12 protein-coding genes are annotated in these 12,804 nt (G+C 46.2%); all 12 read left to right on the top strand.

Annotated features, from left to right (window positions below; all coding sequences use genetic code 11):
• Nucleotides 1–9: 9 nt before the first annotated feature.
• The 12 genes from flhA to ACEN8J_RS12415 all read left to right on the top strand — a co-directional run bounded on the left by flhA (nucleotide 10) and on the right by ACEN8J_RS12415 (nucleotide 12,797).
• Nucleotides 10–2,043, top strand: coding sequence for a flagellar biosynthesis protein FlhA (gene flhA / locus ACEN8J_RS12470; protein WP_016820963.1), 2,034 nt, complete (start codon nucleotides 10–12; stop codon nucleotides 2,041–2,043).
• Complete coding sequence (gene flhF, locus ACEN8J_RS12465) at nucleotides 2,040–3,482, top strand: flagellar biosynthesis GTPase FlhF (RefSeq protein ID WP_029517002.1); 1,443 nt, start codon at nucleotides 2,040–2,042, stop codon at nucleotides 3,480–3,482. The genes flhA and flhF overlap by 4 nt, the downstream gene beginning before the upstream one ends.
• The gene (locus ACEN8J_RS12460; RefSeq protein WP_029517003.1) at nucleotides 3,479–4,366 is read left to right on the top strand and encodes a MinD/ParA family protein; all 888 of its coding nucleotides are present in this window, start codon (nucleotides 3,479–3,481) and stop codon (nucleotides 4,364–4,366) included. Before flhF ends, ACEN8J_RS12460 begins: the two co-directional genes overlap by 4 nt.
• A gap of 30 nt (nucleotides 4,367–4,396) precedes the next feature.
• The gene (locus ACEN8J_RS12455; protein ID WP_029517004.1) at nucleotides 4,397–5,947 is read left to right on the top strand and encodes a chemotaxis protein CheB; all 1,551 of its coding nucleotides are present in this window, start codon (nucleotides 4,397–4,399) and stop codon (nucleotides 5,945–5,947) included.
• Between the two features lie 33 nt (nucleotides 5,948–5,980).
• Nucleotides 5,981–8,077 carry a chemotaxis protein CheA gene (locus tag ACEN8J_RS12450; RefSeq protein WP_069011401.1) on the top strand — a complete coding sequence of 699 codons (2,097 nt, stop codon included), beginning with the start codon at nucleotides 5,981–5,983 and terminating at the stop codon, nucleotides 8,075–8,077.
• Nucleotides 8,078–8,139: 62 nt separating this feature from the next.
• Nucleotides 8,140–8,601 carry a chemotaxis protein CheW gene (locus tag ACEN8J_RS12445; RefSeq protein ID WP_007430046.1) on the top strand — a complete coding sequence of 154 codons (462 nt, stop codon included), beginning with the start codon at nucleotides 8,140–8,142 and terminating at the stop codon, nucleotides 8,599–8,601.
• A 3-nt stretch (nucleotides 8,602–8,604) separates the two neighbouring features.
• On the top strand, nucleotides 8,605–9,231 hold the full coding sequence (locus ACEN8J_RS12440; RefSeq protein WP_029517007.1) for a chemotaxis protein CheC: 627 nt from the start codon (nucleotides 8,605–8,607) through the stop codon (nucleotides 9,229–9,231).
• Nucleotides 9,224–9,721 carry a chemotaxis protein CheD gene (locus ACEN8J_RS12435; protein WP_010346358.1) on the top strand — a complete coding sequence of 166 codons (498 nt, stop codon included), beginning with the start codon at nucleotides 9,224–9,226 and terminating at the stop codon, nucleotides 9,719–9,721. The genes ACEN8J_RS12440 and ACEN8J_RS12435 overlap by 8 nt, the downstream gene beginning before the upstream one ends.
• A gap of 2 nt (nucleotides 9,722–9,723) precedes the next feature.
• Nucleotides 9,724–10,137, top strand: a complete 414-nt coding sequence (locus ACEN8J_RS12430; RefSeq protein WP_029517008.1) for a hypothetical protein — start codon at nucleotides 9,724–9,726, stop codon at nucleotides 10,135–10,137.
• 14 nt (nucleotides 10,138–10,151) lie between these two features.
• Nucleotides 10,152–10,940, top strand: coding sequence for a FliA/WhiG family RNA polymerase sigma factor (locus tag ACEN8J_RS12425; protein ID WP_013309911.1), 789 nt, complete (start codon nucleotides 10,152–10,154; stop codon nucleotides 10,938–10,940).
• Between the two features lie 44 nt (nucleotides 10,941–10,984).
• Nucleotides 10,985–12,394: a flagellar assembly protein A gene (locus tag ACEN8J_RS12420; RefSeq protein WP_029517009.1), complete on the top strand. Its 1,410-nt coding sequence runs from the start codon at nucleotides 10,985–10,987 to the stop codon at nucleotides 12,392–12,394.
• A gap of 82 nt (nucleotides 12,395–12,476) precedes the next feature.
• Nucleotides 12,477–12,797, top strand: coding sequence for a hypothetical protein (locus ACEN8J_RS12415; protein WP_029517010.1), 321 nt, complete (start codon nucleotides 12,477–12,479; stop codon nucleotides 12,795–12,797).
• Nucleotides 12,798–12,804: the final 7 nt, after the last annotated feature.

Below are 12,804 nucleotides of genomic sequence, written 5' to 3'. Positions count from 1 at the left end.
TAGAGACCCGTGAAAATAAAAGAAATAACTGTCCTTGCAGGCGTCATCGGTATCGTTCTTATGATGATTCTCCCGATCCCATCATGGCTGCTGGATATCCTACTCGTCATTAATATTTCTATTGCTTTAATGATTCTACTCGTTTCTATGAATACGAAGGAAGCTTTACAGTTCTCTATTTTCCCTTCATTGCTGCTCATTACAACGTTATTTCGTTTGGCACTTAATATCTCTACAACCAAACTTATTTTAGGTGAGGGCCATGCAGGGGAAGTAGTTGCTACGTTTGGTAGTTGGATTGCAGGAGGGCAAATTGCCGTCGGTTTTGTTGTCTTTCTCATTCTCGTGGTCGTACAGTTCATTGTTATCACCAAGGGATCTGAGCGGGTTGCTGAGGTAGGCGCACGGTTTACATTGGATGCAATGCCGGGTAAACAAATGAGTATTGATGCGGATCTGAATGCAGGTTTGATCAATGAGCAGCAAGCCCGTGAACGACGCAGTAAAATCGAACGGGAAGCAGATTTTTACGGAGCGATGGATGGTGCGAGTAAATTCGTTAAAGGTGATGCCATTGCTAGTATTATCATTTTGATCATCAACTTGGTCGGTGGCTTTATTATCGGTATGGCCGTTCAGGGAAAAGGATTTCAAGAGGCGCTGTCGACTTATTCTGTCCTCACCATCGGTGACGGACTGGTCAGTCAGATTCCCGCACTGCTCATATCCACGGCGTCAGGCTTGATTGTTACGCGGGCTACGTCAGATGGCAACTTGGCAGAGGATTTAACTGGACAACTCTTTTCTTATCCAAAACTGATCTACATTGTGGCTGCCACAATTGCATTATTAGGGCTTTTCACACCTATTCATATCATTACAACTCTTCCACTGGCGATTCTGCTGTTTTTTGCGGCTCGAAGAATGCAGGGCAATATGGAGCGCAAGCAGATAGCCGATGAACAGCTGGAAGAGGAGCAACAAATTGAAGAAGTCCGTAGTCCGGAAAGTGTCATTAATTTGCTTCAGGTAGATCCAATTGAATTTGAATTTGGATACGGGTTAATTCCGCTGGCGGATACACAGCAGGGCGGGGATTTATTAGATCGGATTATTATGATCCGTCGTCAATGTGCTTTGGAGCTAGGTCTGGTTGTGCCGGTCATTCGTATTCGGGACAACATTCAGCTCAAGCCAAACGAGTATGTAATTAAAATTAAAGGTAATACCGTGGGCGGTGGAGAGCTTCTGTTAAATCATTACCTGGCTATGAGTCCGGGATACGACGATGATTCTATTACAGGAATCGAAACGACGGAACCAGCCTTCGGATTGCCTGCGCTCTGGATTGATGAGAACACCAAGGATGTTGCGGAATTATCTGGTTATACCGTAGTTGATCCACCTTCAGTTGTAGCTACTCATCTTACGGAGACGATCAAGAAACATGCTCATGAGTTGCTTGGCAGACAGGAAACACGGTCGCTGGTCGACAATCTCAAAGAGAATTATCCAGTGCTGGTGGACGACCTTATTCCTTCTGTGCTTGCGATTGGGGATGTACAAAAAGTGCTGGCCAAGCTATTGAAAGAAAAAATCTCCATTCGCGATATGGTGACTATTTTCGAAACACTAGCTGACTACGGTACTTATACAAAAGATCCCGACGTGCTGACTGAATATGTCCGTCAGGCGTTGTCCCGTCAGATTACGCAGCAATTTGCCCAACAAGGGGAGACGTTACGCGTTATTACAGTGGGACCAGGATTGGAGAAGAAAATTGCTGAAAGCGTGCAACAGTCGGAGCAAGGTAGCTATTTAGCTCTAGACCCGGTGTCAACGCAAACGGTGTATCAAAGAATGATGGAGCAAATCAACCGTCTCATTCAATCTGGACAGCAGCCTATTGTGTTAACGTCACCGACAATTCGTATGTATTTGCGGCAAGTGATGGAGCGGACGATGCAGGATGTCCCAGTGCTGTCGTACAGTGAGCTGGAGCCGAACGTTGAAATTCAAAGTGTCGGGGTGGTGAACTTATGAGAGTGAAACGATATGTAGTGGATACCATGCCAGAAGCTATGCTGCAAATCAGGGGTGACTTAGGAACAGACGCCGTCATTTTAAGTACAAAGGAAATGAAGGTCGGCGGTTTCATGGGAATGTTCAGTAAAAAGAAAATCGAAGTGGTAGCTGCGGTAGAGGAGAAGCAACCTCAAAAGCCACGACGTTTTGGACTATCTTCACAAGAGCTTGCCCAGGCGGCTTCATCTTCAATGAATGCTCCTGAACAGCCAGAAAAATCATTTATGCCTGTGGTTCCCAGACAAGCTGCTCCAGAAGCTTATCGGCGGGTAACGCAGATGACGGGTGGTTCCAAAGAAGAACAAGCTGAATTAATGATCGATGCAGAACAAGCAGCTTCAGCAACTGAGCATTTGTCATCTAGGTCTGCTAATAATCTGGAGACTACGTCTCAAGCACTTGATCATGAAGCATTACTTTCGAACATGAAATCATCCAGTGAACTGTTTAAACAGCCCATTGAAGCAAGCGTTCCAGACAAGAGCGGAGCGGAGGAAAATCAGGCTCTGCTTAATGAATTGCGGGAAATGAAGACTATGATGACTCGGTTTTCCCGAAACTCTTCAATGGAAAGTACTTGGCCGGAGCCGCTGCAAGAGATTTGTGAGCGTGTGCTGGAACAGGAAGTGGAACGTGATTTACTGGAGTATTGGCTCGAACAGGTATATGTGCGTCGGAGCGAGCACCCTTTTGCGCCTGAAACTTTCGATTGGGAACAAGCCTTTCGTGAGGAAGTGGCCAGTTTTATTCAGACAAGACTGGACAAAGGGATCTCCAAAGATACCAAAATTGTGTATGTGGCAGGTCCTACCGGAGTAGGGAAAACAACAACCATTGCCAAGTTAGCAGCAGAACAGTTGTTTAAGCATCATCGCAAAGTTGGATTTATTACTTCTGACACGTACCGGATTTCAGCGGTCGAGCAACTGCGAACATATGCTACGATTTTGAATGTACCGCTTGAAGTTGTGCAATCTCCCGGTGACGTCCACAGAGCCATTCAACGGCTGGAACATTGTGACCTGATCCTCATGGATACCGCAGGACGAAATTATCGTAATGAATTACTTGTTTCGGAACTGCAAAGTCTGCTTTCGCCTATTAATGAAAGTGAGACGTATCTGGTACTCAGCCTGACATCCAAAAGTAAAGATATGCTCAATATAACTGGACATTTCAGCAAGTTTGGTCTCGGTAAGGTTGTATTTACTAAGATGGACGAGACAGGTAGCTGCGGTGGAATGTTTAATCTTTTGCATCAATTTCCTATGCAGCTGGCCTATATTACCAATGGACAAAATGTTCCTGATGACCTGCTTCATCCCGATACAGAAATGGTCACAAGCATGCTGCTTGGACCCAAAACATCAACAGGAGTTAACGGAGATTCCATATGAGTGACCAAGCCCAATCACTTAGACAAATGGCTTCTTCCTTGGATAAATATCGATTGCCCCCACGTAGTCGTCAAGCAAAAATTATAACGATCACCAGTGGTAAAGGCGGGGTGGGCAAATCCAATTTCACGCTGAACTTTGCTCTTGCTCTGCAATCCCTTGGTCGAAGGGTACTTGTGTTTGATGCTGATATAGGTATGGCCAATATTGATGTATTAATGGGAGCCAATTCACAATACAATCTTTTACATCTGCTAAAACGTGAGAAATCAATTGATGAAATTATTCAAACGGGTGTAGGTGGTTTGCCTTATATTGCTGGAGGATCGGGTTTGAGCGAATTGTTCACGTTATCGGATGACGATCTGAATTATTTTGCCGAAGAAGTAGAGAAAATGGCGGCAGATATGGATTATATTCTATTTGATACAGGTGCAGGTTTATCCAAAGAAAACCTTAAATTCATCACTTCAGCTGACGAATGCCTGGTTGTAACTACACCGGAACCTACGTCCTTAACAGATGCGTATGCGCTAATTAAAGTCGTCAGCGGTTTGCAAAAGGATACGGTATTCAAAATTATAGTCAATCGTGCCGATAACGATAATGAGGCCCGTCAAGTTGCCGATAAGATCGCACTGGTTGCGAAACGCTTTTTGGAGATCGATATCCCGTTGCTTGGACATATCAGTGATGATACTCATGTCATGCAAGCAGTCAAAAGGCAAGTACCATTTATGGTTGCTTTTCCGGGATGTGCGGCTTCAAGAGATGTATTGAATCTGGCACACCGTTTTGCAGCAATGCCACAGATTCCGCAATCAGGTGCATTGAGTGGAATTAAAGGGTTTATGCAAAAATGGTTGCGGCGTTCTGTACATTGATTTTGATGAGAGGAAACAGAGGTGTTTAACATGTGTGCTTACCGGGTGCTGGTTGTAGATGATTCGGCCTTTATGCGCAAAATTATTACAGATTTAATTGTAAGGGATGAGTCGTTCAACATCGTAGGTACAGCCGCCAATGGCAAAGAGGCTGTAGAGAAAGTGAAGGAATTGCAGCCCGATTTGGTCACCATGGATGTCGAGATGCCTGAAATGAATGGTCTTGAAGCATTGCCATTGATTATGGCAGCCCATCCGCTACCTGTAATTATGCTGTCAGGCATTAATGAACAAGGCATGAAGGAGACCATCATGGCTCTGGAGGCAGGAGCTTTCGATTTTATAAGAAAGCCTTCCATCGCTCATGCGCAAGATATTGAGCAAGTGAGTAAGGCGCTGCTGGAACAGATGCACACTGCTATGCAAGCAGTGCGGAGTCGTCTGGAGCGCAAGGAAGCTAATGAGCGCAAAGCTGCATTGGAACAAGCGAAAAAAACGCCACAGCAAAAGCCTCCAGGACAGGCTGTGACTGAGAAGCGATCAGGCAGTCAAGCTTCGACAGACAAGTCTCCTGTTGTTCCGCTTGCTCCTTCACCTGCTGTATCAGCTCAGCCGAAGCGTGATGTTGGCAAGTCCGCCCCGGCAGTAGCCAAGCAGGAAACTAAACGACAACAGTCTGGAACATCTGTTACAGCGGGGCGCATAGAACAGCAGCCAGCTGCTCAGCCAAGCAATAAGTCAGTCCAAGCACCTACTGTTCAGAAGAAGGAAGATTTGTCCAAGGGGATAGGACGAACACCAGGGCAACTAAACAGTACTACTACGGCCGCTGGCAAATCGCTGCATGGTAAGGATAAAGCAGGCTTGGTTAAGCCGGAGCCCCATAAGACGGTGATTTCATCAGCTACTCGTACTCCTGCGGCTGCTACGCCTCCAGTAGCGGCACCTACAGTTCCTGCCGCACCTAAGGGATTGTCACTTAAAAAAGGTGTGCACACGTCCAACTTTCGCAAACTAGTGGCGGTGGGATGTTCTACGGGCGGTCCGCGGGCGCTTAAGACGCTGTTGGAACGCATTCCTGGTGATTTTCCTGCTCCAATCGTTATCGTTCAGCATATGCCGCCAAACTTCACTCGTTCGCTGGCACAACGCTTAAACACGTTAAGTCCACTCCGAGTTGTGGAGGCTGAGCAGGGAATGACGTTGGAGACTGGAACGGCCTACATTGCCCCAGGGGGATATCAACTAAGAATTGTACCAGGAGCTGGTGGTAAATACACTGTGTCACTGAAGACGGAGGAAGCTCGCAATGGTCACCGTCCTTCCGTAGATACGATGTTTGAATCGTTGCTCTCGTTAACCTCGTTGGAGCGGCATCTAGTATTGCTCACTGGAATGGGGAGCGACGGGGCCAAAATGATGAAGAAGCTTTATGATGCTGGGGTACAATCCACATTTGCTGAAAATGAGGAAACTTGTGTAGTGTACGGAATGCCCCGCTCAGCAGTAGAGTTAAAATGTGTGCGTCACCTTCTGCCAATGCAGGAGATCGCCCCCAAGCTTGTACAAGTTGTGAAATAATCGGAGTGTAACTCATGGAGGAGGTGTCTCACAATGGACATGAACCAATATTTAAACATGTTTATTGATGAGTCGAATGATCATCTGCAATCTCTTAACGAAAAAATGCTTCAACTGGAAAGCAATCCAACTGATCTAGGTATCGTTCAGGTGATTTTCCGTTCTGCCCATACCCTCAAGGGAATGGCTGCTACGATGGGGTTTGAAGACCTAGCATCGCTTACCCACCAAATGGAAAACGTTCTTGATCTTGTACGTAACAACAAGCTGGCGATGCATGAATTTATATTCGATACCTTATTTAAGGGATTGGATGCTCTGGAGTCCATGGTGCAGCACATTACAGAGGGAGGCGACGGAAAAGCGGATGTCTCCTCTATTGTATCTTCACTACAATCCATCGTGAGCGGGGATTTCCAAAAGACCGGCGCAAATGCTGCGACTGAGGAGTCTCCATCTAAAAAAGTGGGCAAAAACGATAGTGCTGGGCTTGTTTTGGATCAGTTCCAGTATTCTGTATTGGAGCAATCTATTTCTGAAGGACATCGTGTTCACTATATACAGGTAACAATCAGCTCAGAGAGCCAGTTAAAGGCGGCGCGTGCTTTTATGGTGTTTAATACACTGGAAAACTCTGGTGAAATCGTCAAGGCCTATCCGTCGGTACAGGATATTGAGCAGGAGAAATTCGAGCAAAGCTTCTCGTTATATTACATAACGCAGAAAGAAGTTGGGGAGCTGGAAAAGGAAATCGCGGGCATCTCTGAAATTGACACTGTCTCAGTGGTACAACTAGATCAGGAATCGCTTAAACAAATGAGCGAAGTTACTGCTGGACTGGCTGAGACTGCTGCGGTACAGGAAGCTCCTGTTGCCGTGCAATCACCTGCTCCATCCCAGCCGCAGTCTTCAGCTGCGGCCTCTGTGGCTAAGGCAGCTGCAGGTAAGACGCCAGCAGCTAAGGCAGCTGCCCCTACGCATAACCGTACGATTCGTGTAGATATTGAACGTCTGGATGTACTTATGAACTTATTTAGCGAGTTGCTCATTGACCGCGTGCGGTTAGAGCAGTTGGCAAGTGAAGCTTCCAATCCAGCACTGACAGAAACGGTAGAGCACATGAGTCGTGTGAGCAGCGATTTACAAAACGTCGTTCTTAAATTGCGGATGGTACCAGTAGACACTGTTTTCAATCGTTTTCCGCGTATGGTGCGCGATCTGGCCAAATCGCTGGATAAAAAACTTGATTTGGTTATTACTGGAGCAGAGACTGAAATGGACCGCACTGTTATCGACGAAATTGGCGATCCTCTGGTGCATTTGCTTCGTAACTCCGTGGATCATGGCATTGAGTCGGTAGCCGATCGGATTGCAGCTGGTAAACCTGAGACAGGAACGGTTAACTTGCGTGCTTTTCATAGCGGAAATAACGTATTCATCGAGATTGAAGATGACGGAAATGGTATTAATCGCGATAAGGTACTAAACAGTGCTATTTCTAAAGGGATTTTGACAGCAGAGCAAGCAGCGGTCATGACCGACGAGGAAGCTTATCAGGTATTGTTTGCTCCAGGCTTTAGCACAGCTGCAGTCATTTCAGACGTATCAGGACGCGGTGTCGGTTTGGACGTTGTTAAATCCAAAATCACTGCTTTGGGTGGCAATGTTACGGTTCACTCTACACTGGGCCAAGGCACTAATTTCTCTGTGCAATTGCCGCTCACCCTATCCATTATTGCAGCCATGATGATACAGATCGGTTCTGAAAAATATGCGATCCCATTGTCCTCCATTGTGGAGACTGCGATTGTCAAACGGACACAAATTCGTTCTGTACATGGCAATAAAATGATTGCTTTCCGCGATTCTCATATCCCGCTCATCTCCTTGAGTCAGCTGTTTGAGGTACCGGACTTCAATGAAGATGAAGAAGAAGAGACAGAGGTCGTGGTCATCCGCAAGGGAGACCGTTTGGCAGCTCTTTCTGTACAGGACTTTTTGGGACAAAGTGAAATTGTCCTTAAAAATCTGGGCAAATACCTTCCAAACATCCAAGGAATTTCAGGTGCCACGATTCTGGGTGACGGTCAGGTTGCGTTGATCATTGACCCGAATGTTTTCATTAAATAATGTCTTCATCAGAAATGAAAGAAATGTGAAGTTGCTGACATCAATAAGGAGGGTTTTTAGACATGGGAGAAGAAATTAAAGTTATCGTATTTAAGCTTGGTGAAGAGGAATACGGTGTTGAAGTAGAAAAAGTCCAATCTATTGAACGCATGGTGCCGATTACACGGGTTCCAAGAACTTACGATTTTGTAAAAGGTGTATTCAACATGAGAGGCGTAGTCATTCCGGTTATTGATCTTCGTGGCCGATTTGGATTGCCTGAAGCTGAATATACCGATCAAACCCGCATCATTATCGTTGCAGTGGGCGAAATGCAAGTCGGCTTTATCGTTGATTCAGCGAATGACGTTATTGACCTGAATACTGACAATATCGAGACACCACCGGAAGTGATTGGCGGAGTTAAGGCTAAATATCTTCGCGGAGTTGCTAAAATTGGTGAAGAGCGCTTGTTGATTATGCTGAACTTGTCCGAAGTCCTGAATCGTAGCGAAATGAACCAACTGGAAGGCTTAGAGGATTAACATATGGAGAATCTTGGGAATCTCGAAGACTTCAAGTTGGATGTGTTGAAAGAAGTCGGCAACATTGGCTCGGGGAACGCTGCTACAGCGCTCTCCCGGCTTCTCAATAAACCGGTCGACATGGGTGTGCCCAAAGTACAAATGCTGCCTTTTGAGGAAATTGCCGATAAAGTCGGTGGAAATGAGCAACTTGTTGTTGCAATATTTTTTAGGGTAGAAGGGGAAGCCCCCGGCAATCTATTCTTCATATTGCAGCCTCAGGCGGCAAAAGGCTTACTTTCCCGTTTGGCGAATATTCCTTCAGATGACGAGGACAGTTTTAACGAAATGGAGCACTCAGCCCTGTCGGAGATCGGAAACATTTTAGCGGGCTCTTACCTGTCTTCGCTGGCCGATTTCACACGTTTATCCATGTATCCAACAGTCCCTGCGCTGGCGTTGGACATGGCAGGAGCAATTCTTAGCTACGGACTGCTGCAGTTTGGGCAGATGGGAGATGCTGCATTATTGATTGACACATCGTTTCTGGAAGGGCAGAATCAGATAGAGGGTCAATTTTTCCTGATTCCTGATCCAGAATCGTTCGGGAAAATCTTTAGGTCGTTAGGAGTCCCGATGAACGATGATTGAGGATAAAAGCATCATTAAAGTCGGCATGGCAGATTTAAATGTTACCAGCAATCCGAACTCGATTCGTACGACAGGACTTGGCTCCTGCGTCGGATTGACCCTCTATGATCCTCATTTGAAACTGGCAGGCATGGCACATGTGATGCTACCGTCCTCAGATATTGCGCGTGAAGGGCAGCTGAATATAGCCAAATATGCGGATACGGCGCTGCCCGAGTTATTTGAGAGGATGCTGAAATTGGGTGCAGAACGACGCAGGCTGATTGCCAAAATGGCAGGGGGAGCGCAGATGTTCGCCTTTGCTGGTAGTGGAGACACCATGCGGATTGGTCCACGTAATGTAGAATCATGCAAGGAAATGCTCGTAGATCTCGGCATTCCTTTGATTGCGGAGGACACAGGCGGCAATTATGGACGAACGATTGAGTTGGACTCTGAAACTGGCGTTTTGAATATTCGAAGCGTACAAAAAGGTGTAAAGGAATTATAAACATGTTATTTGGCAGCTTACGCATTAATCTTTGGTCTGGAGTAGTCGGATTTATTCTGACTTTTGTGTTGTCCGTTGGCAGCAATCTGCTGACCACGAGCTTAATTCGTGGCTTGATCGCCTTCGTTTTTTGGTTCCTACTTGCATTTGTGCTGCGCTGGACACTAGGTGTTGTAGCGCGGCCAGATCTGGGGAATGCCCAAAGCCGGGCAAGCTCTCAGGTAGATGGCGTAGGGGGGAATCTGGACCTGACGACACCAGACGAAAATGAAGACCTGAATGAATTGCTGAAACCGAAACCAGAGCAGACGGACGAGGGGGATAATGGTTTTGCACCTTTAAACCCACCTAAGCTGGTTTCCAACAAGGACCCTGAAGAATTGGCCAAGGCCGTTCGTCACCTGACAGACAAATAAGGAGGGTGAAGCCGATGAACGAGCGAAAAGCCGCTCATTTAAACCATTCCGAACTATGGGAACAATGGAAAGAACACGGTGACAAGGAAGCAAAAAAACAGTTAATTGAAAAGTATCTCCATATTGTGGAGTATGTGTCAGGCCGTCTTGCAGTAGGCTTGCCTAAAAATGTATCCAAGGATGATCTGGCGAGTAACGGCGTTATGGGTTTGATTGACGCTTTAGAGAAATTTGACTATGAGCGTGGTTTGCAGTTTGAGACTTATGCTTCTTGGCGTGTTCGTGGAGCGATTTTGGATGGTCTTCGTCAAGGGGATTGGGTTCCTCGTTCAGTTAGGGAAAAAGCGAAAAAAATCGAGGATGCATACCAGCATTTGGAACAAAGATATCTACGCACGGTCAGCGACGAAGAGATGAGTCATTATTTGGACGTTTCTGAGAAAGAGTTTCAAAATATGATCCAAGAGGTCGCTGTTATGTCGATTGTCTCACTGGAGGATCCGATCCGCGAAGAGGAATCGGAAACACGGCTTTCCCTTTTGGTGGACGAGAAGGCGAAAAATCCGGATCATAAGGTCAATGAATTTACACTTCGTGATGCCCTTGCACAAGGCATTGATAAATTGACTGAAAAAGAACGTATCGTTGTTTCTTTATTGTATTACGAGGATTTGTCACTCAGCGAAATCGCTGAGGTCATGTCGCTATCTCCATCGCGAATTTCACAGTTGCATTCCAAAGCAATATTACGTCTGAGAGCGACATTGGACAAACAACGGGATTTGCTAATGCGTAAAGATTAACGTACGGGAGGTTACAGTAACAGTTAGACGGAAGGAGCACCCTTGTGGAGAAGCAATATGCTTTGGACCAGTTTTTAAAAGTGGTTGTCTCACCTGACAAACAAACCGCCTACTTGGAGTTTGCCAAACGTGAAGAAGGCTTTGCCTGTTCTGTGGAAGAATTAGAGCGTTTTCTAAGCAACCAAAAAATATCCTACGGTTTAATAGCCGATGCAATTCGCGTATTTGCGGCAAGTCCGGAAGATCATTTCTTCGGAAAATTACTGATTGCTCAGGGAAAGCAGCCGATCCATGGCACAGACGGAAAAATCAATCTGGCTGATATTGTGACTGGCGAAGATGCACATAAGCCGCTTGAAACCGTGGATGGACGGGTGGATTATAAAGAACTAACTCGTTTAAGAAATGTAAAACGTGGTCAACTGATTGCCGAACGGGTTGATCCTCTGCCAGGTGTACCGGGGATTGCTGTAACCGGAGAGGAAATTCCTTTTCTTCCAGGTAAAGAGGCGCGTTTTAAAGTTGGAAAAAATGTAGTGATTCATCCAGAAGGTGTTGCGATGTATGCGGCTATTGACGGACTGGTAACTACGACTGAAAAGGGCAAACTTAATGTGTTCCCCGTATATGAAGTTAACGGGGACGTCGATTATAGTGTCGGCAACATTGATTTTGTTGGAACCGTCGTCATTCGTGGGAATGTTTTGACAGGTTTCCGGGTTCGGGCGGCTGGCGACATTCGTGTCATCGGTGGTGTGGAAGGGGCCGAAATTGTGGCGGAAGGTTCAGTGGAAATCACTGGCGGTATTATCGGATACCATAAGGGGTTCGTGAAAGCTGCACAAAATGTGAAATGCTCGTTTATACAAGATGGTAACGTGATTGCGGGAGGCGATGTACTTGTATCCCAGAGTATCATGCATTCCCAGATCAAAGCGAGTAATAATGTAATCTGCGAAGGGACAAAAGGGCTTATCGTAGGTGGCAGTGTACAAGCTGGTAAAAAGGTAGTGGCTCGTACCGTCGGTAATACGATGTCCACAGCTACCAATATCGAAGTGGGTGTACTTCCCGAACTGCGCGATGAACTGACAGAACTCCGCGCACGTTTGAAGCAGCAGACAGACAGCCAGGATAAAACGAATAAGGCTCTTACCATATTGGATCAGCTTGCCGCCGCCGGACAGCTTGCACCTGAAAGAATGGCTATGCGAATCAAGCTGACATCTACTAAAAAATCTAATGAACAGGAGCTTTTGGAAACCAAGTCCAGAATGCTTGAAATTGAACGAACATTAGAGGATACAAGCCGCGCACGGGTAGAAGTGAAAAATGTGATTTACGGTGGCTCTAAAATAGTTATCGGCAGATATACAAAATTTATTAAAGATTCAGTGGAAAGAATGGCGTTTTATTATCATGAGGGAGACATCAGCATGTCCTCCTACGTGTAATTCGGCACACTGATAAACAACATTTAACATTGTATTCCTTGGAAGAAAGATACGGATGCCCAATCGGAAAGGGTGTGGTCCAATGAGCTTGAAGGCTGTTGAATTGCAAATTGCCGTACCTCGCACCAGCGAAGCTGGAAAATACCAAAGTGAGTCCCAGCAGCGGCCGATGAATGATCAAGCATTGCTTGGACAAAAGGCCGCGCTGGAGACGGAGAACATGCGTCAGCGAAGCAGTGCTGTAGATCAGTCTGCGGAAACATTTGTCGGTGAGCGGCAAACAGGGGGACAGAGCAGAGATTCTTCCCAGCAGAGCCGCTCCCGGCCAGATGAGGCTGAACTGCCTAAGGAGCATCCGGCAGAGCATCCGTTCAAGGGACACCATATTGATTTTTCGCTCTGATCCGACA

The sequence above is a fragment of the Paenibacillus sp. Paensp38 genome, from assembly GCF_059491915.1.
The sequence above is the reverse complement of the archived record's forward strand: the minus strand, read 5'-3'. Positions and strand labels throughout refer to the sequence as shown.